This window comes from Streptomyces sp. GbtcB6 (assembly GCF_019091475.1).
GTDB lineage: Bacteria > Actinomycetota > Actinomycetes > Streptomycetales > Streptomycetaceae > Streptomyces > Streptomyces hyaluromycini.
In genome coordinates this window covers 36,820-62,075 of record NZ_JAGXJL010000044.1, presented here as the reverse complement: position 1 = coordinate 62,075, position 25,256 = coordinate 36,820, and the positions used below count along the sequence as shown (strand labels likewise).

Below are 25,256 nucleotides of genomic sequence, written 5' to 3'. Positions count from 1 at the left end.
CCGTCTCACCCAGGTCGAGGTGAGTGAAGGCCCGCACGGGTGAGGTGATCAGGGCAGCAGCTTGGAGATCATCCTCAGAGCTGCCAGGCAGATGTCGCTGCCGATCGTGACCGCCTTCCCGGGCCGGATTGCCGTACCTACGACATGTGCAGCACCTGCTCGCCCCAGATGGTCTTGCCGGTGCGGGTGTAGCGGGTGCCCCAGCGCTGAGTGAACTGGGCGACCATGAACAGGCCGCGGCCGCCCTCGTCGAACACTCGGGCCCGGCGCAGGTGAGGACTGACGCTGCTTCCGTCGCTGACCTCGCAGATCAGCGTCTCGCCCTTGATGAGCCGCAGCCGGATCGGCCCTCCGGCGTGCCGCATCGCGTTGGTGACCAGCTCGCTCACCACCAGCTGCGTGACGAACGCGGCCTCCGCGAGTCCCCACAGGGCGAGCTGTTCCGCTGCGAGCCGGCGAGCGTCGGCGACGACCGCGGGATTGCCGGGCAGGTCCCAGCTGGCGAGGCGGTCCTGGTCGAACATGCGGGGGCGGGCCAGGAGCAGGGTGACGTCGTCGGCGTGCGGTTCGGGGCACAGGGTGTCCAGGACGGTGTCGCACAGAGCGTCGAGCGAGGCGGCCGGGAGGGCGAGGGCACTGCGCAGGTCGGAGAACCCTTCGTCGATGTCGCGGTCCCAGGTGCTGAGGAGACCGTCGGTGAACAGTGCCAGCAGGCCCCCTTCAGGCACGATGACGTCCGCCGCTTCGAACGGCAGACTGCCGAGTCCCAGCGGGGGGCCACAGGGCATGTCGATGACACTGCTGGTGCCGTCCGGGTGGATCAGCACCGGGGCGGGGTGGCCGGCGCGGGCCAGGGAACAGGTGCCGGAGACCGGGTCGTAGACGGCGTACAGGCAGGTGGCACCGATGTCGCCGGGAATCTCACCGGTGGGCTCGCCGCCTTGCTCACCCGCGGTGTGGGTGATGATGTCGTCGAGGTGGGTGAGGAGTTCCTCGGGCGGCAGGTCGATGTCGGCAAGAGTGCGCACGGCGGTACGCAGGCGTCCCATGGTCGCGGAGGCGTTGATGCCGTGTCCTACGACGTCGCCGACTCGTGCCCCGGGCAGGGGAACCACGTCGAACCAGTCACCGCCCACCTGGGCTCCGCCGCCCGCGGGCAGGTAACGGGCTGCCGTCTCCACAGCGGGGTGCACGGCCGACTCCCGGGGCAGCAGGGCCCGCTGCAGTGCGAGCGCGATGCCGCGCTCCCGCGTGAACCGGCGAGCGTTGTCCAGACAGATCGCGAGCCGGTCGACGAGGTCCTCGCTGATCGCCGTGCAGTCCGGGCCGAAGGCTTCCTCGTGCGAGGCCGCGTACCTGACGAACAGGACCACCCCGAGGGAAACGCCCTGAGCACGGATCGGCACAGCGATGAGCGAGTGGGGGCCGAACGACTCCGCGAGTGACGCCTGAACGGGATCCTCGGCCAGCCAGCGGATGACCTCGGGATCCTTGGTGCTGTGGCGAACGGCCCGACTCTCGGCCAGACACCGGGCGACCGGCGACGACCACGGATGAGGGTGCACTTCCGTAGCGCTGATCACCGCATCGAGGGCGGGCACGTGCCCGGCGGCCCACCGGTGTGCCGCCCTGCGCAGGGCAGTGACACCCCGAGGAAGGCCGGGCGCGGGCAGCTCCCCCTGGAAGACGGGCTCCAGAAGATCCACGCTGACGAAGTCGGCGAAGCGGGGGACAGTGAGTTCGGCGAATTCTCGTGCGGTTCCCACGATGTCCAGGCTCGTACCCACCCGGGTCCTGGCCTCGCTGATCAAGGCGATGCGCTCCCTGGAGTCGTACTGCTGGGAGTAGTCGGATGCCGTAACGCCCACCGCACGCACCGAGCCGTCCGCGTCCTTGAGCGGGAAGACGTCCATGGCCCAGGCGTGAGCCTTGGATTCCCCGGGAAGCCTGACGATGGGCTCCGCCACTTCCGCTTTCCCGGTCCGGGCCACTCGCAGGACCCGCCGCTCCACCTCCTCGATGGCGTTGCCCTGGAGGATCTCGGTCAGGCGCCGACCGCGGGCCTCCTCTTCGGAAAGGCCCCCCACTCCGAGCATCGGCTCGTTCCCGCGCAGCAGGCGCGCGTCGAGGTCGCAGATGGCAACGGCAAGCGGCTGCTGTTCGAATATCCACTGCGGGAGCAAGGAATCCCGGGGTGTGTCCGTCGCGGCCTCGGACATGGCCGTCAGCAGAAGCAGGAAGCCGCCATCCCGATCGGTGTCCTGCAGCGGGCACAGGTGCACCTGCGCGTGCAGCGGGAGGCCGTCGCGGTGCCGCAGCGTTCCCTCGGCCGTCAGCAGGTCGTCCACCGGCCTGCCGATGATTTCGACAGGGGCGTATCCGAGCAGTTCCTGCGCACCACTGCTCCAGTGGGTGACGCAGCCGTCCCGGTCCAACACGCCTGTCGCGGCGGACACGTCCAAGCGAGCACCGGTGAATTGGCGAGTGTTCCGCCTGCCCCAGGTGTGCATGGTGGTCTCTGATCTCTTGTCGCAGGCAGTATCCACAGTGCTCCTGGCGCCATGGGATCGCAAGCTTCAGGCGACCTGCCTCGCCCCACCCTCGCCCCACCCGCGCACCATTCGGGCCCGTCCCGAATCCGCCGGCGAGCGGGCGGCCGAGGGCTTTCACGGCCGCACCGGCACATCAGCCGAGAATGCGCGGTATGTCCAAGCAGGCACCCGCTCTGGCCGTGCCTCGCCGGCGAAGCCCTGAACGCCGGCAAAGCGATCTTGCGGCGCCGGGAAACTACGAGCACCGGGACCAAGGAGGCACGGTGCTCGCAGTTCACCCGCACCGTGTTCCCTGGGCAGATCAACGCGTACCGATCACCAGTGGCGCTGCTGCGCAGACGCTCCGCGAACGGATTCAGCACACATGAGGCCGGGAAGCGCCGTGAACACGCGAGAACTACGGAGGAGTGTTTCCCCAGGTCAGACACCTCAACGTCGAAGTTTCCGCAGGTCACAGCCCCGCCCAGGGAAAACTCCCAAAGCGGGTGTCGCAGGTTCGAATCCTGCCGGGGGCACAACTCGTTGCGCTGCTGACCTGGGACTTCTCCGCCAGGGAGGCGCCCTATTCGGCCTCGGACCCCTCCTCCGAGACCGTTTGCGTGAGCGGGCGGGGAGTTGATCTCCCCAATGGCGCCCGACGAATCAGCGCCATCCGGCACGGACTCCGGGCCGGGCACCTCGTGACTGACGCGCTTCGGCCCCGACTGGGCCGCGTCGTTCTCAGAGGCGGCGTCGGCGCGGGGTACAAGCCGGGCGGCGGTCTCGGTGATCGCCCGATCCGCCTCGGGCAGCAGACGCGTACCGAACGGGACGAGGTCCTCGCCGCGCCGTATCCTCACCAGCTGCCGCACTGGGTCAGTGGTGCCGCTGGCCTTGACGAGGCCACCGTGCCGGCTCCTCACTCTTGTCGTGGGCGCGCTGGTCGGATGGCGGCCGGCGGCGAGGGTGCGTGGGCGGGATAAGCGTGCCGGACGGGGGCAGACAGTACGCTGAATCCAGCGGGATCGGGCCCGCAGCACAGTGTCCGGGAGGTGCTTCATGACGGCCGAGATGGTTGCCCCGGCGTGGATGCATGAACAGATCACGGCGGAGGAGTACGAGTCCTGGTCCGAGGAGCAGTGCGCCGGTATCGAGATCGTGGACGGGATGGTCGTCGTGAGTCCGAGTGCGTCCAAGCGGCACAACCGGCTGGCCCGGATTGTGGCGAACGCCCTGGATGCCGCCGCGGGCCCGGAGTGGAACGCCGACACTGACTTCGACGTCCGACTTCAGGACGTCCCGCTCACCAATCGACGCCCGGACATTGTCGTATACCGCGCAGACACGATCGACGTCACCCCCACCCGCCCTGAGCACGTGCTGCTGGTCGCGGAGGTGGTCTCGCCAGGCTCGGAGACCACCGACCGGATCGTGAAGGTCGACCAGTACGCCAAGGCAGGCATCGGCTTCTACTGGAGGATCGAGCAGGCCGCGACAGGCGTTCCTCTCGTGTACACCTACATCCTCGACCCCGCGACGAAGACCTACCGGGACGGAGATGTGTTCACCGGCGTCCTCAAGGCAGCGGCCCCCTTCCCGGTGGAGATCGACCTCGGCCAGATCTGACCCACGCGCTGCTCAGCAGCCGGCAGCGCGTGAGCAAGACGTGAGCGATGCGTGAGCGGACAGTCTGATGCAGGGCGGCGTGAGCCGGAATCAAGTGGCTCGCCGTGCGGTTCTGACCAGGGGAAACAGCATCGCGCGGCAGCGCCGGGCACTACCCGGCAAGGACTCGACCCCACTTCTGCAGCGGGTGTCGCAGTTCCGAATCCTGCCGGGGGCACAGTATTGAGCAGGGCTAAGGCCCCGGAACTCCCAGGTCAGGGGGGCCGGGGCCTTTTTCTTGGGCCGATCAGAGGGAAACCGCAGGTCACTCCGGACGCCCCCGCACGCCGTCAGTGGCGCTGTTGGTCAATTCGAGGCCTTGCGTGACGTCGGCTTCCAAGACCGGGTTGGGGTTTTCAAGGCCGAAGTTGTCCCATGGGGCGGCTGCGAATGTCCATACAGCCAGAGAGGGCCGGGGTTGACCAACGGCATAGAGCACCTCAGGAAGCAAGGTCGCCACACACCCGGCCTTCGACGCCTCATCCTCCCTGGGCTGTGACGTCGGTGATCTCCACGGACACATTGGTGCCGGCCGAAGCAGTGCTGATCATGGACGCCGTGTAGTTCAGGCTCGTCCGGTCCGACAGCTCGGCTGTCTCGATGACCGGGCCGGACTCGTCGCCGTGGATCTCGTAAGTGATCTCGTACACGGCGTCAGGGTCGATCGACCAGCGGAGGGCGCCGGATGACGGCGTTGTGGTTGCGGTCGGTCCGGATCACCGCGAGTGGGGTGCCGTGACCGTACGTGATCAGACGGTGTCTCGATCCGGCTCGGCCATGGGAGCGCCGGGGCTCGTCAGAGCTTCCCGCCGATCTCGCAGGCCCGGCACGGCGGTCGCCCGCAGGTGCACTGCATGATGGCGTCGAGGACCTGGCGGTCGTGGTAGAGGCACTCGTCCTTGCAGGTGTGGCGCGGGATGAATCCTGCCGGGATCTCGCCGGGCCACGGCTCGTGGCCGTCCCGGCAGCGGACGAACCGTTCGGGGTCGGCGGAGTGCAGCTCGTGCATGCTCGACCGTGCCTCGTCCTCCAGCTCACGCACTCGCTCCACCAGAGCCTTGAGCTCGGCGGCGATCCCGGAGTACCGGTCGGCGCCGGTCCTTACGTGCGCGGCCCGCAGTGCCATCGCTGCGTTGCCCAGAAACCTGCCGGCGTCCTGAAGGTCGGTCACGTGGTGCATCTGAATTCCGGTCACGCCCCGGACCCACACTGCGTCCATGCTCACTGATCCACCTTCCCGGCGTTCGCCTGGTTCCCTTAAGAGAGATTAGGCGCGGCGCCGGTATCTCTGCATAATGAAAAGCAATATATTTATGGACGCTAAGGGTTTCACCCGGGCCCGTCCAGTAAATCGTGGGTGAATCGGCTCACAGCCGGGTGGTGGATCTTCTATTCAATCTGCAGCTTATTTCTTGCCCGCCGGGCGTCACCCCTGCCCGTGTCATCTGGCGACCGTGTAGGAACTCGCTCCCGTCCCGGCGAGCGCACCCCCTTCGACGATCAGGTACTCCGGGCGGATGGGGCGACCGTCGAGCCAGCACTCCAGGATCTCCCGCGTACCGGCCGCGTAGCGCGCCTGCGCCGAGAGGGTCGACCCGGACACGTGCGGCGTCATCGCCTCGTGGGGCATGGTGCGCCAGGGATGGTCGGGCGGTGGCGGCTGCGGGTACCAGACGTCACCGGCGTAACCGGCCAGCTGGCCGCTGTCGAGAGCCCGCACCACGGCGTCCCGGTCGACGATGAGCGCCCGCGCGGTGTTGACGATGTACGAACCGCGCCTCATGGCCCCGATCATGTCGTCGTCGAAGAGGTTCTGCGTCTGCGGATGCAGCGGAGTGTGGATCGAGAGCACATCGACCGAGGAGGCCAGCGAACGGGCGTCGGGATGCCAGGTCAGCTCCAGCTCCTCCTCGACCTCCTTGGCCAGCCGGCGCACGTCGTAGTAGTGCAGCCTGACGTCGAACGGCTTGAGGCGGCGCAGCACCGCCTGGCCGATGCGGCCGGAGCCGAGGACGCCGACGGCCATGCCTTCGAGGTCGTAGGAGCGCGAGACGCTGTCGGCGATGTTCCAGCCCTTCTTGGCGGTCACCCACTCGTGGGCCGGCATGTAGTTGTGCACCAGGGTGAGAATCTGCATCACGGCGTGCTCCGACACACTGATGCTGTTGCTGAACGTCACCTCGGCCACGGTCATGCCGTGGGCGATGGCGCTCGGCAGGTCGACGTGGTCCGACCCGATCCCCGCGGTGATCGCGAGTCTGAGCCGAGGGGCCGCGGCGATGCGTTCGGCGGTCAGATAGGCGGGCCAGAACGGCTGCGAGACGACCACGTCGGTGTCGGGAAGCTCGCGGTCCAGGGTGGAGTCCGCCCCTTCCTTGTCGCTCGTGACGACAAGGATGTGACCCCGGTCCTCCAGGAACCGGCGCAGCCCCAGTTCTCCTGAGACGCAGCCGAGGAGCTGCCCCGGGGTGAAATCGACAGCCTGCGGGGTCGGTGTGGTCTGACCGCCCGGATAGCCGCCGATGGTGGGAATCTCGTCGCGGGCGTAGTCGGGAGGATAACCACCCACGGGGTCCGGATAGAGCACCGCAAGGATTTTTGCCATGACGTCCTCCATCGGTGGAACACCGATGATCTTGAATTTTAGTCGAGTGCGCGTCGACACTGCAACGCCTGGGATAATGGGGAGGTGTTCCGGCGGACAGGGATACGGCTATTTCGATGAGGTCCGTGACGGGAGTTCGGGAGCCGTTCCGCGCACGGCTGCCCCCGGGGCGGCGTTCCCGTGGACGACGTTCGCCGTCGATGTGTCCGGGTCGTTCCTGCCGGCACTGCTGCTCGTGTACGTGTTCGAGATCTGGCCGCCGACCCGGTACGTGCGGCCCTTCGCCGCCGTCGGCTTCCTCGGCGCCTTCACCACCTTCTCGACCTGGACGGTCGACACCGATCGGCTGCTGGGCCACGACCACTGCACGGCCGCGGCGCCGAACATCTTCGGGAGCCTCTTCGCCGGCCTGGCCGCCATCGTTCTGGGCCTGGCCATCGGCAGGGAGTCAGCGGCCCGGCGCATTCGGCTCGACGCCCGGCGAGGGCGCTGGGGCTGCTGGTGGGCCTCGGCGCACGGCACGCGCTGCCGGAACAGGTCGTGACCATCGGCGGCGTCGGTTTCTGCGGCGGCCACACCACGTTCTCCACATTCAGTTACGCCGTTTCGAGTATTGCGGTGGGGCTTGCGGCGGCAGCGTCGGCGTTCGCCATCGGGTCGCCAGAGGTCGCCATGAGGTCGCCATGAGGAAGTCCCCAGGAGAAGGTCCACGTCCGGTCGTCCGGTACTTGACACCGGGATTTGCGAGACGTCTCCTTGAAGGTAAGAGATGTGCTGTGGCGTGCGCTGGTCGCGTGTGCGCGCACGCACTCGGGTTTGTCAGCGTCCACCGGCGTCCGGAGGCTGCTGATGGCGACCTACGAATATCTGTGCAGCCGATGTGGGCCCTTCGACGTGAGGTTGGCGATCGGGACGGCGCCCAGGACATACGGCTGTCCTGACTGTGCAGGCGCTGCGAGACGTGTGTACTCCTCGCCCGGCATCACGCAGACCTCGAAAGCGGTAGCCGCCCTCCATGTCCGGGAGGAGCAGGCGCGTGAAGCCCCGGCAGTGGTCTCCCAACTGCCGCCACGCAGAAGGGCGCAACCACACCCCGCACTCTCGCGGCTGCCGCGTCCCTGAAGGCGGTGGTCGGCACGGCAGAACGTCTCATGCGGGTTCGGCACCGGAACACGACGTCGTTCCCGTAGCGGTGTGCGGATTGCGGAATCAAGCAACGCGGGCCGGGAGCCGAGCCGTGTCCTCGGCAGCTCATCGGCGGCTCCGGCGCCACGCGATTCCACTCCCCACGCGGACTGAGGAGGTGTGTCCCCGTGGGAAACGTGGGACTGCTCTTTGTCGGTGCGGTGCTCTTCATGAACGGACTGCTACTGCTCGGGAAGGTCGATACCCGAGCCGGCGCGGTGTTCAACCTTTTCATAGGAGCACTGCAGGTACTGACGCCGACTTACCTTATCTTCACCGCCAACGACGACCCCTTGAAGATCCTGGCCGCATCCGGCATCTACCTCTTCGGGTTCACCTACCTCTATGTAGGTGTCAGCCTGCTCGCCGATCTCGACAGCACCGGCGTCGGCTACTATTCGCTGTTTGTGGCAATTGCCGCCCTGGGATATTCGTTCGCCAATTTCCGGCTCTTGAAGGATTACCCCTTCGGAGTCATCTGGCTCTACTGGGCCTACCTGTGGTTCCTGTTCTTCCTGCTGCTCGGTCTCAAGAAGGACGACCTCAAGATCTACACCGGTTGGGTCACGGCGATCGAAGGCTGGGTCACCGGTGTGATTCCCGCCGGGCTGCTGCTTTCCGGCTACTGGAAGCACCCCACCGAGATCGCCATCGCACTGGCGGTCTTCGGCGTCGTGGTGTTCGCGGGGCTGTGGCCGCGCACCCACAGAACGCCCCGGCCGACCTCAGCGGCTCCGCGGGTCGGAGGTGCGGGCGCACCAACGTGACCGGATCAGAATCTAGGAGTTCTCATGCCTGAAATTCTCTTCAGCGTGGACCAGAGCAAGTCGATGCGTGACCAGGATGTTCCCGGACACAACAGGTGGCACCCGGACGTCCCCACCGTCGCCATGGTGAAGCCGGGAGCAGAGTTCCGCATGGAGTGCCGCGACTGGACCGACTGCCAGGTCGGCAACAACGACACCGCCAACGACGTACGCGACATCGACCTGACCATCCCCCACATGCTCAGCGGCCCGGTAGGCGTGGAAGGCGCCGAACCCGGCGACCTGCTCGTCGTCGACATCCTCGACCTCGGCCCCGTGCCGCAGCAGACCGGGGACGCGGCGGGACAGGGCTGGGGCTATACCGGCATCTTCGCCAAGGCCAACGGCGGAGGCTTCCTGACCGACTACTTCCCGGACGCCTACAAAGCGATATGGGACTTCCACGGACAGCAGGCCGTCTCCCGCCACCTTCCCGGGATCCGCTTCACCGGAATCACCCACCCCGGGCTGTTCGGAACCGCCCCGTCCACCGAGATGCTCGCCCGTTGGAACGCTCGCGAGCAGGCGCTGATCGACACAGACCCGAACCGGGTCCCGCCGCTCGCCGTACCCCCGGACACCGCCAACGCACTCGCGGGCACGGCCACCGGGGACCTCGCCAAGCGCATCGCCGCGGAAGGCGCGCGCACGGTGCCGGCCCGCGAGAACGGAGGCAACCAGGACATCAAGAACTTCACGCGCGGTTCGCGGGTCTTCTACCCCGTACACGTCAAGGACGCCAAGCTCTCCGGAGGCGACCTGCACTTCAGCCAGGGCGACGGAGAGATCACTTTCTGCGGCGCCATCGAGATGGGCGGATTCATCGACTTCCACGTCGACCTGATCAAGGGCGGCATGGAGACCTATGGCATTTCCACCAACCCCGTGTTCATTCCGGGCAACGTCGAGCCGAGGTACACGGAGTTCCTCACCTTCATCGGAATCTCCGTCGACCACGACACGGACACGAACTACTACCTCGACGCGACGCTGGCCTACCGCCGGGCCTGCCTCAACGCCGTCGAGTACTTCAAGAGGTTCGGCTACAGCGGAGAGCAGGCCTACCTGCTGCTCGGCTCCTCTCCCATAGAGGGACGTATCAGCGGCATCGTCGACATCCCCAACGCCTGCTGCTCGTTGTACGTGCCTACCGCCATGTTCGACTTCGAGGTCCGTCCCAGCGCCGCCGGACCGGCGAAGGCCGACCGAGGCCAGTGCGCGCTGGCCACCGCCTGACCTGATCCCGGCTGCGGCCCCGCGGTCCCGGCCGCGACTCGGCCCGCATCAGCGCCGTTCGCCGGATCCGAGACGGCGGGCCGCGGCGTCGGCGCACGGGTCGGGCTGTCCGCTTGCCGGGCAGCCCGACCCGTGCGCCGCGGAGGATCAGTCGGGCAGCCGGTCCAGCAGCCACTCGCCGAGTTCCTGGGTGGTGGCGGTGTGCGCCGTCGTGTCCGAGGAGCAGATGAACTCGCCGAACTCGCTCTCCTCCGGATTCAGGCTGTCGATGTTCGCGTAGAGGTCCTTCTGCTGGTCGATGCCGCGGATCGCGACCGCGCTGACCGACATCAACGCGGGTGATCACTCACGACCGGGGCGCCGCTTCCCGTTCCGAAGCAGCCGGTCCATGTGGCTCATGGCCTCTCGCTGGGTGTCCTGGACGACGTGGGTGCAGACGTCCATGGTGATGCTGATCCGGGAGTGCCCCAGGATCTCCATCACGACGTGGGGAGCCGCCCCAGCCGCCGTGAGGAGGGTGGCGGTGCCGTGCCGGGCGTCGGGCAGCCGGATACCGCGGAGGCCGGCGGACTCGGCGACGACGGACGGGACGAGACGCAGGCCCAGGCAACTCGGAGAACTTACCGATGCGTACGACTTCCTGGAGGAAGTCCGACTCCGCACCACCAACCACCAACTCCGGCCCCAGGCAGGCTCGCCTGCATGAGTGCTGCAGCAGCGACCAGGACTTGAACGTCACCGACGCCCGCGGAACCGGTGTCGAGAACCCGTACACCTGCCGTACGGTCGCCGCATGACTGAACTGGTGTTGCGGGGGCGCCGGGTCACGGCGCGCTTCAAGCGGGACGCCGTGCTGTTGGAGCGGGCGTGGAGACGATCGAGAATCCGTATTCCGCTCGCAGCCATAGAGACGGTCCGTACGCGAGGACGTGCCGGACAGGACTCGCGAGCAAGTACGACGGGTGGGTTCAAGCCGCGCGTCACTGAGATCGTTCTGACCTCCGCCTCCGCGAGCACGGATCCCGTTGTCTACACCCTCAGTTCACTGAGCGCCGAGGCCGCCCAGGCCTTCGTCTCGGCGGTCACGGCGGCACTGCCGGTACGCGATGCCGCGCAACCGCGCACGGACGGCGCGGAGTTGGTGACGACGGAGCCCCGGCTCTCCGCTGAGACACGCAAGGACCGCTGGCAGACAGTGGCCCAGGACCGGGCGCATCTCCTGGGCTTGGGCGCCCTGTTCGTCCTCGGGCTCGCGCTGGCTTCGGCAACCGGAGACTGGGTACTCGTCACGTTCTGGGTGGCCTTCTTCACACCGTTCCTCGTCGGGTGCGCGATCGCCCTGATCGTGTGCCGAACCACGGTGGACTGGTGGCTGCTTCGCCACCGGGGAATCACGGTCGTGGCCACCTTCAAGGAGAAGGTCTACGGGACCGGCACCGACGGCGAGACCACGGTCACCAAGGTCTATACGTTCACCGACGCTTCGGGCACCGAGCGGACGTACCGCGGTGGCCGCGGCAGGCTGGTCGCCACAGACCCGGCCCGCATCGAGGTGACGTACGACCCGTACGACCAAGATCGGATCGCTGCCCGCAACGGGCCCGCGGTCCGGGCCTTCTCGTTCCTCGCATACGCCCTCCTCGGCCTGCCCGCCAGCGCGCTGGCCGTCGCATATCCGCTCGTCTTCTTCGCCGTCATGCTCATGAACCTCTGAGGTCCGCGTGCAGCCGGTACCCCCGGATGCGCATACGGCATCGCACCACAAGCGCACCAGAACGAGTGCCGGCAGGCGTAATGCCGGCTTTGCGAGTCCGACGCTCCTACGGTCAGGCCAGCGCAGGCATGAAGCCGCCGCGGGCCGTGCCCGAGGACAGCAGGGCAGACCAGTCGAGTGTCTCGGGCAGGTGGTCCAAAGACAGAACGACTGCTCCGCCGGCCTGCTCGGCATCCGCGCACCAGTCGCCCATGCCGCCAGATGCCGTGCCGTCGTCGGCCCCGCCGACCACCGGCGCAGCGAGAGCAGGGACGACGAGCCCGTGGTCCCCAGGTCCGTCCACCACGCACAGGGTGAGTCGGGGAACGATGCTCCAGCCCTCGCACAAAGGCACCGCCCCGTCCGGCGCGGTCAGGAACGGCAAGGCATCGTGGACAGGCGCGTCGGCCAGCAGGAGCACGGGCGTGGCACCACGGACGAACAGCGTGTTCTCAGGATCCAGCAGCACGGGACCACTCTCTCAGGGCGGGGCACCGGAGCGGCAGCGGGGTGCCGAGGCGGCCAACGAGTACGCGTCGGCCATGGTCACCGAACCAACGCCCGGCAGCAACGCGCCGAGTCCGCAGAAGTCCGATCGGACCCCTAAAGCGGGTGTCGCAGGTTCGAATCCTGCCGGGGCACAGCAAAACGCCTGGTCAGAGGCCATTTCGTCCGACGGACGGGAGGGCCCTCGTACTCGCAGCACATCTATGGCACACATGCGGCTGCGGGCAGCGGTGGGGAGCTGTGCGAGATGCCCGCGAAGGACGAGCCGGCCCGGCGCCGGTACGAGAAGCTGGTCGACCGCTTGGAGGGCCTGATGCGGGCTTCACTGAAGCCTCGCTACCGGGGGCTACCACGGGCAGTTGATCCTGAACAGCGGCGATCTTGAGGAGATGGGCGAACCGAAGGGCGTCCGTCGTGCTGCACGCGCGGCGGGCCGTCGTCTCGGCTGGCACCCGAAGACCCATGTCGTGGACGCAAGACTCTTCGTGTATGACGACCGCGGGGTCCCCAGGGAGATCAGCGAGCCGGCCGCGCGGGATGCCGCTGACGCCATCAACGCAGAACTCCGAGGCGGCGAGTAGAAGCAAGTATGGTCGGCCGTCGCTGCCCCACCTCTGCTGAAGAGCCTGTGCAGCATGCCGGAAACCTGTCGAACCCGCCCCTGTGGTGGCTCTACCCTTCCCGCATGGCCCATGGAAAGACCTCGTACGTCTGCCTGCCCTGCCGGGCCTCGTACAAGCAGCCCTACCCCGGCTACCACGACCACGACCGGGTCTGTCCACGCTGCGCCGAACAACTGATCCACGTCGGCTCCGCCTTCGCGGCACCCAAGAGGCGGGACGACGCCGCTTGGCGCACCCTCTCCGTGCTGCTGCACGCCGGTGTGCGCTTCCACAAGAGCTGCTGCGGCGGCCCCGGGTACCGCCCACGCACCCTCAGCGAGGTGCGCGAGCGGATGGCCTACGCCCGGGCCACCGGAGAACCGTTCGCTCAGGCGCTGGTCCGCCGCGACCTGCCCTAGCAGCTCGATAGCAGGGGTCGCTCCGCCGCGCCGGCGAAGCGAGGGTGCGAATTCCCGGAGGGGAAGAGGGTTGACCAAGGGGGATTTCGGCGGGCTCATCGTCGCCGCCTGGACACTGTCGATCTTGTTGCTGGTAACGACTGCGACGTCCCAGAGCCACAGTAACCGCACCCTGTTGGAGCGCTTGTGGTGGAAGTGGGCAACCGGCCGGGCGAGAGGACGCCGTGCCGATCTTGAGCGGATGATTGATGCGAGTGACCACGCCGCTCGCCCGGATCCACCCACGCTGGACTACCTGCAACGAGAAGACGTTCTATTTCAGGCATCACAGAGAGTATTCCGCGCGAAGTTTCCAATTCCTCAGCGAGCGCGTCCAGTTCACTCCGGCGAGCCGTGATCCGCGCCAGCTCCTGCATACCCACACCAGACCCACGACCAGCAACTTCACGATCCATACCCCTCAGTGGTCACAGGGGCCGCCGACGACCGTGGACTGCATCGGTGCGAGCCATACCGCGATACGATTGGCAGGGCTTCTCGCATCTGCCGCACAGGGCAGGCGGGCGACGGCAGCGGACAGCGTCCGCCAGAACGGATTCAGCACACAGGGGACCGGGAAACGCCGTGAACACGTGAGAATTAGCGACGTGGGCAGACAGTGCGCTCTCGGGGATGCGCACATGCCGCCCCGCCTTGACGAAGGTGATCCGGCGTTCCTCGATCAGGCGCCGAGGGAAGCGAACGCCCGTCCCGAGCACTTCGTGCGCGGAGGTGCTCCCATGCCGCCTGCCATCGCCCCAGGCGGAGCCGAGCAGACGCGGCCGACGGCAGACGAGGTGAGGCCGCGCCCCGGAAAGAGAGGACGTGCCGAGAGTGGCCATGGCCCGGATTCGAACCGGGGTTTCCACATCGGGGCGAACCCGAGTGCGACGTCCTGGGCCGCTGAACGACTCATGGCCAGGCGGATCGTACTGACTCAGAGACCGGCGAGCCCACCTCTTTTCAAGGGGTGGCGCCTCAGGGCTCCGGCCCAGGTCGAGCCCGTCGCCGCTCCTGGATGGCCACTGCACCCATGATCCTCAAATGAGGCTAAATCGCGATCTACTACGACCCGGTCACATTCGCTCACACTCGAATGCATGGGGGCGACCGGCGATCGTGACGAGCACTTATGCCAGCGCTGCGGGGAGTCCGGGCCGACGGTCCGCAGCCGAGGGCGCATTGATCTCATGGCCGTGTTGTGCGACGGCTGTTGGAATCGGTTCGCCAACGAAATGGCGGAAAGAGAGGGCGCGACGGCGGCGCCCCGGCCCGAGTTCGACCCCGACGACGTGACGTTTGTGGAGCCGCCGACCTGCCGCCTGTGCGGCGCTGACGTGCGGGTCTATCCCACTGTCTATGATCGATGGGTCCATTTGGCCATGACGGACCTACCGGCGAAGGATGTTCCCCGTCCTTTCCGGTGGCGTCTGGTCAAGATCACACCCACTCACTCTCCCGTCGTGATCGATATCGTGGCGGTCCGAGTGCGCGGTATTGAGCCGATTCCGGGTGAGCTGGTGACACCGGCTCATCAGTTCCTGTGCGCCGCGGAGCAGGCCGAGCGATCGGTTGTCAAGGGATCGCTTGATCGGTGACGTCAACGGTTGAACACCAACAGCCGCGAACGCGGCTGGATTCCGGCGTACTTCAACGGCCGGCGGCGTTGAGCCGCTTTCCCGGCGGAATGCAGGGTCCGGAAGGCGCCGTGATCGACCTGACAAGGATGAGGCCACATCCTCAATCTCTGCTTGCCGTGCCGGCGCGCCCCCCTGAGGGGCGTCTTGAGCCACCTTGAGCGCCGCGTTAGCATCCCGCATGCCCATTCCATGGAGTGCCGGCTCAGACGCGTTCTCGCAGATCTTGAGACGGCGTGCGATCGAGCCCGATGCAGTACGCGACGTCGCCGCCGCCTGGGATGCCTTCGGCGAGTTTCTCCAGATCGAGGTCGAGGGGATCGAGAACGATGGCGACGGCTTCATCGTCGAATGGGGCAAGTGGGATTGGAACGCCGACCAGCCCTCGCTGTCCTTCGGGCGACTGCTCGCGGTCAACGATGCCGGCGACCGTGATGCCCCCGACTGGCAGCCGGAGTACTGGAAAGTGGAGCTGCAACTCGTCTTCGCCGAGGACCCGGCATGGGCAGATCTCGACACCCTCGGGCATCAGGACACCGGTTTCGACTACGACGAGATCGGCGCGCCCAGGATCGCCGCGTTGGGAGAGACGCGCCGGTTCATCGAGTCCTACCCCCAACTGGCGGCCATGTGGCGAGCCGAGCCCACTGGCAGCCGCTTGACTCTTGAGCGAGCGGGGTAGCTGCCGTGCCCCGTACAGCGCGGAAGACAGCAACCGCTGCGACCGCAGCCGACCGTCACCGGTCCCAGTCGACCACCCGACCAGCCTGACCGACCTCAGCGAGCGCCCCGCCCGTAGTTCGCATCGAGGGGATGTGGCACGGTCCGCGGGCCGTGCCACTCTCGTGCCGGAACGGACGGCGAAGCACGGCGAATCACGGGGAATCAGGGGGAACCGCGGTGCGCCACGGCACTCGGCGCCATACGCGCGTGAGACGGCAAAGTCGCTGGTCACCCGGGCGCCTGCCCACCCTCGCTCCTGACGCGGTGTTGTTCCCGTCCCGGCCGACGCCGGGCGGGACGGTGCCCCAGCCCCAGCCCCAGGCGACGCCCCGCTGTTGGGGCTGCGCAGCGCCGCGCAGGGCGCGGTGGCGGTCCGGGCTTCGGACGCACAGGGTCATGGAGTCGGCGCCGCTCGGGAGAGCAGGCTGAGTGTGGCCGAATCGCCGGGCCGCAAAAACAGTTGATCGCTTTGCGGTCAACTCGTAGAGTCCTCGCGGTAGTTGATGCTTCTAGGGAGGTTCCGTGGAAGAGCAGACAAGCGAGCCGTACGTCCCTCCGATGCTGGTCGAGGTCGGCGAGTTCAGCGAAGACACGCTCGGGTTCGGCGGCTTCCATCTCGACTCGATCTTCGGGCTTTACACCTGATTGACGTGTCGGCGTTTGTGATCTTGCCGGATACGGCAGCTGCTGCGGCGATGCGGGCGCGGATCGCGCTCGCATCGCCGCGGGCGGTTTCGCACGTATCAGGTCGGCCGTGGTTGGTGGGTTCCTGGGCGGACGACCAGATCACGGTGGCCACGGCGGGCCCGTTACGCGTAGCGGTGATCGGTGAGTGCCCGATCGGCGAGGAGCGGCTCGCGGAGCTGTCCGCGGCGATCACGACCGTCGCGGACGTGGACAGACTGGCCTCGCTGATGCCGGGTTCCGCCCACCTGATGGCGTCGATGGACGGGCAGGTGCGTGCGCAGGGCAGCATCAGCGGGCTGAGCCGCATTTTCTACGCTCGTCTCGACGGCGTCGATGTGGCGTCCGACCGGGCCGATGTACTCGCCGAGATGCTCGACGCCGCGGTCGACGAGCAGTCCCTGGCCGTGCGGATGGCCGGCGGTATCGCCCTGGCACCTCCGCTGAACGAGCGGTGCCTGTGGGCAGGGATCTCCTCGCTGTCGCCGGAGCGGTGTCTGATGTGGACCCGGGATCGGGCCGGCGAGAGAGTGTGGTGGAACCCTCCTGCGCCGCATCTGTCCCTGCGGGACGGCGCAGCCGGCGTGCGAGAGGCGCTCACCGCGGCGGTTGGGGATCGTCCACCGGTCAGCGGGCGTATGAGCGCCGATCTGTCCGGCGGAATGGATTCGACGTCGCTGTGTTTTCTGGCTGCCCGCCACACACCGAGGTTGCTGACACTGCGCTGGGCCGAGGCCGATACGGCCAACGATGACGCCGACTTCGCGAGCCAGGCCATCAAGGCACTGGACCGTGCCGAGCACCTGGTGGTCACGCAGCGCGAACTTCCCTCGATTTTCAGCGTCGAGGGCATACCGGTCGAGACCGAACAGCCCGTGGTCACCACCCGCGCGGTTGCCCGATTGCGCCACAACGCGCAGCTGCTGGCCCACCGCGGATCTCGCCGGCATCTGGCAGGTCACGGCGCAGACGAGTTGTTCGTGCCCTCGCCGGGCCACCTGGCTCCGCTGCTGCGGCACCACCCCGTGCTCGCGCTCCGGCGGCTGCGCCAGAACCGGGCGCTCAAGCGCTGGCCGCTGCGCCCGGCGCTCGCGGGGTTGCTGCGGCCGGGAACCGTGGCCGACTGGTGGCACGCCCAGGCGAACAACCTCGGCATGCCCCGCGCACAACGGGCACCGGCCATGGGCTGGGGCCTGCACGCCATACACGTTCCGGAATGGATCACCCCGGCGGGCCTCGACCTGATCCGCCAGGCGCTGAGGCACACCGCGCAGCAGGCCCAACCGCTGAGCGACGACCTCGGCCAGCACCAGACTCTGCTCGCGGTGCGCACCACCGCAGCCCACTACCGGTTGATAGCGCGGATCTTCGCCGACGCCGGCGTGCACCTGGACCTGCCCTACTACGACCAGCGCGTGATCGACGCCGTCCTACGGGTTCGGATTCATGAACAGGCCGATCCACAGCGCTACAAACCACTGCTGGCCGAGGCGATGCACGGCATCGTCCCGTCGACGATCCTGGGCCGGGCCACCAAGGGCGAATTCGGTCAGGACCTGCGCCGCGGACTCGCCGACAACCTTCCCGCGATCCTGGACCTCTTCGCCGACTCCGCACTGGCCGAGCGCGGACTCATCAATGTCGACACCCTCCGCAACCGCCTCCTGGCGCCCCAACGCGACCTCACCGCGGTCTTCGCGCTGGAAGCGCTGATCGGCTGCGAGCTCTGGCTGCGCGCTCTGGCTGCGCGCCATCAACTGCCCCGCCACCCAGCCTAGGGAACACGATGCCCCTGCACCTGCACCCTGACGTGGTCACCACCGAAACCGACGACGGCACCGTCCTGTTGAACCTGCACACCGGACGCTACTTCCAGCTCAACACCACCGGTGCGGGCGTGCTGCGGCGGCTGCTCGACGGCTGCGCGCCCGACGGCATCGCGGCCGAACTCGCCGACCGTCACAAGATCCCGTCCGAGCGGGCCGAACACGATGTGCGCGCCATCCTCGACCAGTTGAGTGCGGCGGGCCTGGTGGTGGCCTCGTGAGCGTGCCTGTCACCCTGGCGGAACGGCGACGGCTCCCCCCGCACCGACGAGCGCTGCCGCTGCTGGCCGTCGCTCTTGCCCGCCCCTTGGGCACCATCCGACCAGCACGGTTGCGCCGGATTCTGGAGTTCACCCGCCGCGGCGCCAAGCCCGCCACCGCCGACCAGGCACTCGCCGCACGCCAGGCGGTGGTATCGGTCAGCCTGCGCTGCGCCGGGCAGCACTGCCTGCAACGCTCCATCGCCACTGCCCTGCTCTGCCGGTTCCGGGGCGTGTGGCCGACGTGGTGCACCGGGGTGCGTACACAGCCCTTCGCCGCCCACGCCTGGGTGGAAGCCGAAGACCAACTCATCGGCGAGCCCCATCCCAAAGGCCACTACCGGCCGCTTCTGACCATCGGCCCCGCACCCAGCAAACGCCGCGATCTCTGAGAACGCCTGACAAAAAGACGCTTCCGCCCTCGGGATGCCGGCATCTGACGGAGTGCCTGCCTTCATCTGAGAAGTGGTGGGCAGCCGCCATCGCGAACGAGGCCGCACTCCACCCGTTCGCGGTCACCGGGTGTCGGGCTGTACGACGGCGGCCGGGAATCCGGGGCGGCTCCTACTGCCAGCCACCGGTGAAGTCGCTGCTGAGCTGGGCGTCGCAGATGTTGTAGCCGCCCGACGCGTGCGCGGACTTCGTTTGCCCGTCCACGGTCACGCTGCAGTTGATGTCCCCCGAACCCTGCAGCTGGGCGTTCAGCGTGTAGTACATCGCCCCCTTCTTGAGGGGCAGGGTGGCCTCGAACTCGCCGTCCCTGAACACGCCCTTGCGGGTGTCGCTGTCGGAGCCGTAGTTGATGTCGAGACCCCCGAGCGCTCCGGCCGGGGCGGTCCCCCAGACTCTGAAGACGACGGTCTTCGGGGCGCCGGCCTTCTTGTTTTCGTCCTTGGCGCCGGCGGCCGCCTTGTCGCCGGTCGCGGTGGTGGACGTGGTCTTCGAGGCACTGCTGCCGGAACCGTTCGAGCCGCTGCCACCGACGGCCGCGGCGGCGATGCCAAGGACGACGGCCACGCCGACAAGGCCGAGACAGCCGAGACCGATGACCTTCCCTGCGCCAGGCCCCTTTTCCGGCGGCTGCGGCGGGAACGGCGGCTGCCCGTAAGGCTGTTGGCCGTACGGTGCCTGGCCGTGGGGCTGCTGCGGGCCGGCCCATCCGGGCTGCTGCGGCTGCTGGTTGCTCATGAGTCCCCCAGATGCGTCTGCTGCCGAAAGCGATATGTGTGACATGCAGAGATGGCGTCCGGTTGCCGCTGATCGGAGGGATTCACCCGATCGGGCCCCTGACAGCCTCGCCAACAGTCCTCGCCACACAACGGATTCAGCCCGCACGAGGACGGGATACACCCGAGTCCTGCCGGGGACCGGGGAATGGAGAGAAGGCCCGGCTCGGGAGGGGGTTTCCTCCCGAGCCGGGCCTCAGTCGTGTGGGCTTGACTCGACCGTGCGTGCGGTGAGGGTCCGCGAGGGGCCTGTCACGGGCGCCCGTCGTGTACGGGCGGATCCGCGCGGTTTGTGCGCCGCCGCGGCTCCCGCACCTTGCCGGCTCAGGTGACCGTGAGGGTGACCGGTCCGCCGGGCGTCGGCTGGCTGCCGCTGCCGCTGCCGGGCAGGCCGTAGCTCACGGTCTTGTAGCCCTGGTCCTGGAGCCGGAATCCGATGGTGTACTGGCCGGGTGCGGTGCCCTCCGGCAGCGTGAAGTACTCGTCGATCGGCCCCGAGAAGGTGACGGGCACACCACCGAACTGGATCGAGGTGGCGTGTCCGGAGGCGTCGACCAGGTACAGGTCGAGGGCGTTCACCCCGGCGGTGGAGGCGGACACGTCGATCGTCAGCCTGATCGATGTCTGGGTGTCGCCGGCCGCGATCGTGTCCGGGGTGACGGTGACCGTGTCCACCGTGGGCAGCACGGTGTCGGGGATGTTGGTGAGCGTGGCATCGATGTCCGGGGCGCCCAGCGACGAACCGTAGACGGCCTGGTCGCCGTGACCGTCGGTGATGATCACACCGGTGAGCTGGCAGCTGAACTGGCCCCGCAGCCCGCGCACCGGCACGGTGATCGTGCCGTCGTCCTGCACGGTCGGGGTGGTGGACAGCTGGGTGCACTCGTTGGCGTTGTTCCCCCAGTTCGTCAGCTGAACGGAGCTGACCCCGCCCACGGCACCGGAAGGCCGCAGCGAGAGCTGTGCGGTCGGGACGGGCGAGTGCCAGCTGTCGATCTGGCCCGGGGTGAACGCGAAGCCGGTCGCCGACAGCACGCTGTCGGAGGTCACGTGCACCGCGGCTCCGGTCAGCCCGGTGTAGGCATGGGTGACTCCGGCGTTGCTGGTCAGGTCCACCTCGGTGGCCTTCCAGTCGCCCTCCGGCAAGCCGGCCGGCAGCGGCACGGTCACGGCGCAGTCGAGCACCTGCCGTTGCATCCAGTCGATGTAGCCGCAGCCCTGGTAGCCCTCGCTCCAGTCCCAGCCGATGGCGAACGATCCACGGGCGGTACGGCCGTCCGGACCGGTGATCACGACCGTTCCGCCGTACACGCCGGACCTGCTCTCCTGGCTGTCGAGCCGGTAGCTCAGCGTGGCCCCCTGGCCGGGGGCTTCGTAGACGGTGGCCTGCGTTCCCTGCGCCAGGGCGATCTGGTCGAGGCTCGGGGTGCCCTGGTCCGCGGTGGTCTTGGCGGTGAAGGTGCGTGGGAACGCGGACAGTTGGGGCGCGGTCCAGTCGATCGAGTCGCCGGCGCCGTCGGCACCCCGGATCTCCGAGACCGCCCAGGTCGTCTTCGTCGTGGCTCCGTACTGCGGCACGGCGACGGTCCATGTGTAGGTGGTCGAGGCGGGGGTGGCTCCGGACCCGACGGTGACGCCGCCGGACGGCGAACCCTGGGAGTCGAAATCCACGGCGAGTTCGGTGCCGAGGTAGGCGCCGGTCTTCGGATTCATCCGGCGCAGGTGGATGTCGCCGCCGAAGCCGGAGGCGTTCGGGTTGGACGAGGTCATCGTCCAGTCGAGATCGATGGTGGCCGACCCCGAGGTGGCATCGACCGACTTGGCGCTGAACGACAGTGCCGAAACGCCCACCGCCGACGCGGCGCCCGGGGCCACCGCATGGTGCTCTGCCGCGGGGGCCGCGGGGGCCGCAGCGGCCGCGGGAACCGCGCCCAGCAGGCACGCGACTCCGGCGGCGGTCATCGACGCCAGCAGGCGTCTGAGTACGATCACTCTCTTCTCCTCTCCAGATGCTGATGTGCGAGGTCACTAGACATCAACTCCCCTGCTCCGGCAACGGAGTTATCGACCGGCGACGGCAGAGTTCTCCGGTGCGCGGCCGGGGAACAGGCCGGTGGGCTCCGGTACCCGGACCGCAAGCGGATCCGCCGGCAGGAGGCGGTGGCCGGATCCGGTGATGGCGTGGCGGCGGGCGGGGAGTTGATTCATGTCTGGGGCGTGGGCGGCGGGGCGGGCGGCCCGAAGGGGTTCGTAGCGGGCCGGAAGCGGATCGGAAGCAGCTCGGTTCTGGCCACGGAAGCGGTGGCGCTGGTCGCATCGGAGGCGTCAACCGCCTTGTCGCGCACCGCTGTTCACCATCGACCCAGGACAGGTCCGGCACCGTGCGGACCTGCTGCCAGGCCGGCCGGAGCGGAGCGCGGTGCACTGCCGTGACCGCTGGAGAACCCCATGACCGACCCAGGGCTGACGCCGCCCGCCGAGCGTCCCGACCCGCCGTCCACCCACCGTGCACCGCCCTCCTACAGCGCTCCGGGGCTGATACCGCCGGGCGGCCCCGCCCGTACCTGGGGGCTCGTGGTCATCGCCACGCCCCTGCTGCTCGCCCTGCTCCTGACCCTGATCGGCAGCCTGGCCGGCGGCTCCGGATCGTCCGGATCCTCCGGCGCATTCGGGTCGTCCGGCTCCGGCCTGTACGGCTCGGGCACCTCGGGGTCGGACAGCGGCGGCACGGGCGGCCAGCCGACCTATGCGGACCCGACGACGGCGTCCGCATGGCCGTACGGCGACACCGCCACACCGACGGACGCCTACGGCACACCCGAGACCACCACGACCACGACCGACGGGTTCGGCTACCCGTCGGAGACCGCCGCCGGCACTCCGAGCGCGAGCCCGAGCGGTGGACCGGGCGGAGTCGTCACCGCCTACTTCGCGGCGATCTCCGCCCACGACTACCAGACCGCCTGGGTCCTCGGCGGCAAGAACCTCGACTCCAGCTACGACAGCTTCGTCTCGGGTTACTCCACCACCGAGCAGGACACCGTCGCCATCGTCTCCGTGACCGGCACCAAGGTGCGGCTGACCATCGAGGCCCTTCAGACGGACGGCACGACGCACTCGTACGACGCCACCTACACCGTCCAGGACGGCGTGATCACCAGCGGCACGGCCACCCAGACCGGCTGACACCCACCGGGGCGTGCCCGCAGGGGTGCGCCCGCACGAGCGGAGCGCTGAACCACCATGGCCACACAAGTTCTCGACCCCAGTCCACCCGGCCCGGCACCGCAGGAGCCGCCGGAGCACCGCGCGTACGCGCGCACCAGAGCCACCCGGCTGCTGTCCGCCGGCACCTACCTCCATCCCGGCTACCGCCGCGCCGTCATCCGGGAGCTGCTCCACCGGCGGTGGCGGGTCGTCGCGCCCTCCTACGGCTACGACGCCGTGTCGGTCCTCGCCCACGCCCTCGCCGCACGCCGGCTGCGCCGCATCCAGTGGGCGGTCGCGGTCGGCGTGGACGTCCTGGTCCTCGTCCTGCTGGGCAACGGGGTGCTCAACCCGTTCCTCGGCGTCGTCCTGCTGTTCTGGGTGCCGTGGGCTGCGGCCTATCTGCGCCGGATCGTCACCCTGCACGTGCTGATGACCCGGGTGCGGGAGAGCGGCCCGGACGGCGGCTTCGACGGCGCCTGCCCGTCGCACCCCAGGCTGACCGACGCACTCGCCCGCAAGATCGACCACGAGCAGGCCGGCCGCAGCGGACTGGTCTTCTACGGCGGCTACCGGCCGTTCGTCGGAGCGGGCCTGCCGCTGCGGGACTGGTCCAACGCGCAGTTGCTGCTCGGCGCCCCGAAGACCCGGATCATGGCGCGCAAGAGCACGGACGGCACCCCGCCCGACCTCGACACCGTCGAGCGCAGGCGGGTCGTCCCGTTCACCGTGGACGAGATCACCAGCGAGGTCGCCGCCCGGCTGCGGGCCGTCCTGCGCGACGAGATCCGCCCCGACGAGCGGATCGAGGGGCTGACCGTCGAGCAGCGCCGCTACACCACCGCGATCCGCACCAACGACCGCACCACCGGCGCCGGCTGGTCCGAACTGCCCGGCGCGGACGACCTGTCCGGCATCCACTGGCGGGAGGACTACGACGCGGCCCGCGAGTACCTGTGCGTGCGCGTCGGGTCGTGGGACGAGGAGCTGGTGACCTCGATCTTCGTCGGGTTCGACCTCAAGGGCGACACGCTGCACACCGAGTTCTACACCTATGTGCTCGGGCCGCTCGTGGCGGACTTCCATCTCGTGGACCAGCTGCCGAGCGCCGTCGACGGCCGGCTGGCGGTGCGGGTGGCGTGGGACATGTTCACAGCCATGGTGCGCTGGTGGATGTCGCTGTGGCTGTGGCCGCTGCTGCTGGTCCCGGAGCGGTTCCTGCCGGGGTGGGCGGTCCGGTGGACGCAGCCCTGGCGGGTCAGCAGGGCCAGGCGGGCCGCGATCGCGCTGCTGCTCTCGGACCGCGCGACGGACACCAGCGAGTTCCGGATCGGCCGTTACGTCAACCGCTGGCGCAACTGCGGTGCGCTGGCGAGCGTCCGGGAACTGGCCACCAGCGAGACGTACCACCACTTCTTCCAGCAGTCCGACGCGGTGAAGTACATGCAGATCGTCGAGCGCCGGCTGCTCGAGACCATCGGCGCATTCCTCTACGAGCACGACGTGGACCTCGTCGAGCACAACCGCGCGCAGACCAACATCCTGCTGGGCGACAACAGCCAGAACATCTTCGGCGGCGAGAACAGCGGGTTCGGGTACAACTACCAGCCGTCGGACGGCGGTTCATCGGGAAAGGCGGGTAAGTGACCATGAGCCAGGGCCACACCTTCGGCGACAACAACCAGAACATCGTCGACGGGCAGAACAGCGGCTTCGGGTACAACGTCTACAACACCCCGCCGCAGGACCGGGCGGCCGCCGAGCAGGAGGCGGCGGCGCTCGCGGACCGGGCGCGCGCGGAGCACGGCCGCAGGCGCAGCGTCTTCGTCGTGCACGGCCGCGACGAGGAGGTCCGCACGGCCATGTTCGGGCTGCTGCGCCGGCTCGACCTGCGCCCGCTGGAGTGGGAGCGGCTGGTGCGGAGCACCGGGGGGACCGCGCCGTTCCTCGGCGAGGTCATCGAGACGGCGCTGTCGCAGGCGCAGGCGGCGCTCGTGCTGCTCACCCCGGACGACGTCGCCAAGCTCCATCCGCACCTGCTGGGCGACAACGAGCAGCCCTACGAGACCCAGTACACCGGCCAGCCCCGCCAGAACGTGCTGATCGAACTCGGCATGGCGCTGATGGCCTACCCGGAGCGGACGATCATCGTGGAGGTCGGCCAGGTGCGGCCCGCCGCGGACCTCGGGGGGCGCAACGTGATCCGCTTCGACGGTTCCGAGACCGCCGTCTCGAAGATCGTCGAACGGCTCAAGGGCGCCGACTGCGACCTCGACGACACCCGGCCCGACTGGCGTGACACCTCGTACTTCACGAATCTGGCGGCCTACCGGCGGCTGGCCTGA

At 68.5% G+C, this 25,256-nt stretch carries 25 protein-coding genes, 2 tRNA genes and 3 pseudogenes; 18 read left to right on the top strand and 12 right to left on the bottom strand.

Annotated features, from left to right (window positions below):
• Positions 1 to 137 precede the first annotated feature (137 nt).
• On the bottom strand, positions 138 to 2,456 hold the full coding sequence (locus tag KVT45_RS43255; protein ID WP_308311037.1) for a SpoIIE family protein phosphatase: 2,319 nt from the start codon (positions 2,454 to 2,456) through the stop codon (positions 138 to 140).
• 1,134 nt (positions 2,457 to 3,590) lie between these two features.
• Between KVT45_RS43255 and KVT45_RS43250 the strand changes: the two genes are divergently transcribed.
• Complete coding sequence (locus KVT45_RS43250; protein WP_217555001.1) at positions 3,591 to 4,157, top strand: Uma2 family endonuclease; 567 nt, start codon at positions 3,591 to 3,593, stop codon at positions 4,155 to 4,157.
• A 518-nt stretch (positions 4,158 to 4,675) separates the two neighbouring features.
• Here the strand turns inward: KVT45_RS43250 and KVT45_RS43245 are convergent.
• The 4 genes and pseudogenes from KVT45_RS43245 to KVT45_RS43235 all read right to left on the bottom strand — a co-directional run bounded on the left by KVT45_RS43245 (position 4,676) and on the right by KVT45_RS43235 (position 6,801).
• The gene (locus KVT45_RS43245; RefSeq protein WP_254648192.1) at positions 4,676 to 4,846 is read right to left on the bottom strand and encodes a hypothetical protein; all 171 of its coding nucleotides are present in this window, start codon (positions 4,844 to 4,846) and stop codon (positions 4,676 to 4,678) included.
• Between the two features lie 13 nt (positions 4,847 to 4,859).
• Positions 4,860 to 4,973: pseudogene (locus KVT45_RS56925) on the bottom strand (IS5/IS1182 family transposase); the annotation flags it as partial.
• Positions 4,974 to 4,992: 19 nt separating this feature from the next.
• Positions 4,993 to 5,415 carry a hypothetical protein gene (locus KVT45_RS43240; RefSeq protein WP_217555020.1) on the bottom strand — a complete coding sequence of 141 codons (423 nt, stop codon included), beginning with the start codon at positions 5,413 to 5,415 and terminating at the stop codon, positions 4,993 to 4,995.
• 222 nt (positions 5,416 to 5,637) lie between these two features.
• Entirely contained in the window at positions 5,638 to 6,801 is a 1,164-nt protein-coding gene (locus KVT45_RS43235; RefSeq protein ID WP_217554999.1) for an NAD-dependent formate dehydrogenase, read from the bottom strand.
• Positions 6,802 to 6,877: 76 nt separating this feature from the next.
• Here KVT45_RS43235 and KVT45_RS43230 point away from each other — a divergent pair, with 76 nt between their 5' ends.
• The 4 genes from KVT45_RS43230 (at position 6,878) to fmdA (ending at position 10,028) form a co-directional block, all read left to right on the top strand.
• Complete coding sequence (locus KVT45_RS43230; RefSeq protein ID WP_217554997.1) at positions 6,878 to 7,345, top strand: CrcB family protein; 468 nt, start codon at positions 6,878 to 6,880, stop codon at positions 7,343 to 7,345.
• A 305-nt stretch (positions 7,346 to 7,650) separates the two neighbouring features.
• Positions 7,651 to 7,923: an FmdB family zinc ribbon protein gene (locus KVT45_RS58525; RefSeq protein ID WP_217554995.1), complete on the top strand. Its 273-nt coding sequence runs from the start codon at positions 7,651 to 7,653 to the stop codon at positions 7,921 to 7,923.
• A gap of 191 nt (positions 7,924 to 8,114) precedes the next feature.
• Positions 8,115 to 8,753, top strand: a complete 639-nt coding sequence (locus KVT45_RS43220) for an AmiS/UreI family transporter (RefSeq protein ID WP_217554994.1) — start codon at positions 8,115 to 8,117, stop codon at positions 8,751 to 8,753.
• Positions 8,754 to 8,777: 24 nt separating this feature from the next.
• Positions 8,778 to 10,028 carry a formamidase gene (fmdA, locus tag KVT45_RS43215; protein WP_217554993.1) on the top strand — a complete coding sequence of 417 codons (1,251 nt, stop codon included), beginning with the start codon at positions 8,778 to 8,780 and terminating at the stop codon, positions 10,026 to 10,028.
• A gap of 147 nt (positions 10,029 to 10,175) precedes the next feature.
• Here fmdA and KVT45_RS43210 read toward each other — a convergent pair whose 3' ends face one another.
• Positions 10,176 to 10,358, bottom strand: a complete 183-nt coding sequence (locus KVT45_RS43210; protein WP_217554992.1) for a hypothetical protein — start codon at positions 10,356 to 10,358, stop codon at positions 10,176 to 10,178.
• Between the two features lie 12 nt (positions 10,359 to 10,370).
• Positions 10,371 to 10,607 (bottom strand): annotated as a pseudogene (locus KVT45_RS43205) (site-specific integrase); the annotation flags it as partial.
• A 214-nt stretch (positions 10,608 to 10,821) separates the two neighbouring features.
• Between KVT45_RS43205 and KVT45_RS43200 the strand changes: the two are divergent.
• Positions 10,822 to 11,742, top strand: coding sequence for a hypothetical protein (locus tag KVT45_RS43200; RefSeq protein WP_217554991.1), 921 nt, complete (start codon positions 10,822 to 10,824; stop codon positions 11,740 to 11,742).
• Positions 11,743 to 11,854: 112 nt separating this feature from the next.
• Here the strand turns inward: KVT45_RS43200 and KVT45_RS43195 are convergent, their stop codons facing one another.
• Positions 11,855 to 12,250, bottom strand: coding sequence for a hypothetical protein (locus KVT45_RS43195; RefSeq protein WP_217554990.1), 396 nt, complete (start codon positions 12,248 to 12,250; stop codon positions 11,855 to 11,857).
• 103 nt (positions 12,251 to 12,353) lie between these two features.
• Here KVT45_RS43195 and KVT45_RS43190 point away from each other — a divergent pair.
• The 3 genes from KVT45_RS43190 (at position 12,354) to KVT45_RS43180 (ending at position 13,309) form a co-directional block, all read left to right on the top strand.
• Positions 12,354 to 12,422, top strand: a tRNA-Phe gene (locus KVT45_RS43190).
• A gap of 225 nt (positions 12,423 to 12,647) precedes the next feature.
• The gene (locus tag KVT45_RS43185) at positions 12,648 to 12,869 is read left to right on the top strand and encodes a hypothetical protein (RefSeq protein ID WP_254648191.1); all 222 of its coding nucleotides are present in this window, start codon (positions 12,648 to 12,650) and stop codon (positions 12,867 to 12,869) included.
• Between the two features lie 104 nt (positions 12,870 to 12,973).
• Entirely contained in the window at positions 12,974 to 13,309 is a 336-nt protein-coding gene (locus KVT45_RS43180; RefSeq protein ID WP_217554989.1) for a deoxyxylulose-5-phosphate synthase, read from the top strand.
• Positions 13,310 to 13,950: 641 nt separating this feature from the next.
• Here KVT45_RS43180 and KVT45_RS56920 read toward each other — a convergent pair.
• Positions 13,951 to 14,124: pseudogene (locus KVT45_RS56920) on the bottom strand (excisionase family DNA-binding protein); the annotation flags it as partial.
• Positions 14,125 to 14,183: 59 nt separating this feature from the next.
• Positions 14,184 to 14,268 (bottom strand) — tRNA-OTHER (locus KVT45_RS43170).
• 180 nt (positions 14,269 to 14,448) lie between these two features.
• Here KVT45_RS43170 and KVT45_RS43165 point away from each other — a divergent pair.
• The 6 genes from KVT45_RS43165 (at position 14,449) to KVT45_RS43140 (ending at position 18,870) form a co-directional block, all read left to right on the top strand.
• Entirely contained in the window at positions 14,449 to 14,946 is a 498-nt protein-coding gene (locus KVT45_RS43165; protein WP_217554987.1) for a DUF6083 domain-containing protein, read from the top strand.
• A 220-nt stretch (positions 14,947 to 15,166) separates the two neighbouring features.
• Positions 15,167 to 15,667: a hypothetical protein gene (locus KVT45_RS43160; RefSeq protein WP_217554986.1), complete on the top strand. Its 501-nt coding sequence runs from the start codon at positions 15,167 to 15,169 to the stop codon at positions 15,665 to 15,667.
• Between the two features lie 563 nt (positions 15,668 to 16,230).
• Positions 16,231 to 16,353: a lasso RiPP family leader peptide-containing protein gene (locus tag KVT45_RS43155; RefSeq protein ID WP_308311036.1), complete on the top strand. Its 123-nt coding sequence runs from the start codon at positions 16,231 to 16,233 to the stop codon at positions 16,351 to 16,353.
• Between the two features lie 5 nt (positions 16,354 to 16,358).
• Positions 16,359 to 18,170 (top strand): asparagine synthase-related protein, encoded by a 1,812-nt coding sequence (locus KVT45_RS43150; RefSeq protein WP_308311035.1) that lies wholly within the window; start codon positions 16,359 to 16,361, stop codon positions 18,168 to 18,170.
• 8 nt (positions 18,171 to 18,178) lie between these two features.
• Positions 18,179 to 18,439: a lasso peptide biosynthesis PqqD family chaperone gene (locus KVT45_RS43145; RefSeq protein WP_217554985.1), complete on the top strand. Its 261-nt coding sequence runs from the start codon at positions 18,179 to 18,181 to the stop codon at positions 18,437 to 18,439.
• Positions 18,436 to 18,870 (top strand): lasso peptide biosynthesis B2 protein, encoded by a 435-nt coding sequence (locus KVT45_RS43140; RefSeq protein WP_217554984.1) that lies wholly within the window; start codon positions 18,436 to 18,438, stop codon positions 18,868 to 18,870. Before KVT45_RS43145 ends, KVT45_RS43140 begins: the two co-directional genes overlap by 4 nt.
• Positions 18,871 to 19,042: 172 nt before the next feature.
• Here KVT45_RS43140 and KVT45_RS56915 read toward each other — a convergent pair whose 3' ends face one another.
• Together KVT45_RS56915 and KVT45_RS43130 are read right to left on the bottom strand one after the other, a co-directional pair.
• Positions 19,043 to 19,666 carry an MmpS family protein gene (locus KVT45_RS56915; protein ID WP_254648190.1) on the bottom strand — a complete coding sequence of 208 codons (624 nt, stop codon included), beginning with the start codon at positions 19,664 to 19,666 and terminating at the stop codon, positions 19,043 to 19,045.
• Between the two features lie 362 nt (positions 19,667 to 20,028).
• A complete protein-coding gene (locus tag KVT45_RS43130) occupies positions 20,029 to 21,696 on the bottom strand; it encodes a hypothetical protein (protein ID WP_217554983.1) in 1,668 nt (555 codons plus the stop codon).
• A 456-nt stretch (positions 21,697 to 22,152) separates the two neighbouring features.
• Between KVT45_RS43130 and KVT45_RS43125 the strand changes: the two genes are divergently transcribed.
• Genes KVT45_RS43125 through KVT45_RS43115 form a run of 3 tightly spaced genes read left to right on the top strand, consistent with a single transcriptional unit; the run spans position 22,153 to position 25,256 of the window.
• The gene (locus KVT45_RS43125) at positions 22,153 to 22,890 is read left to right on the top strand and encodes a hypothetical protein (RefSeq protein ID WP_254648189.1); all 738 of its coding nucleotides are present in this window, start codon (positions 22,153 to 22,155) and stop codon (positions 22,888 to 22,890) included.
• A gap of 57 nt (positions 22,891 to 22,947) precedes the next feature.
• Entirely contained in the window at positions 22,948 to 24,558 is a 1,611-nt protein-coding gene (locus tag KVT45_RS43120) for a hypothetical protein (protein ID WP_217554982.1), read from the top strand.
• Positions 24,559 to 24,560: 2 nt separating this feature from the next.
• On the top strand, positions 24,561 to 25,256 hold the full coding sequence (locus tag KVT45_RS43115) for a TIR domain-containing protein (RefSeq protein ID WP_217555014.1): 696 nt from the start codon (positions 24,561 to 24,563) through the stop codon (positions 25,254 to 25,256).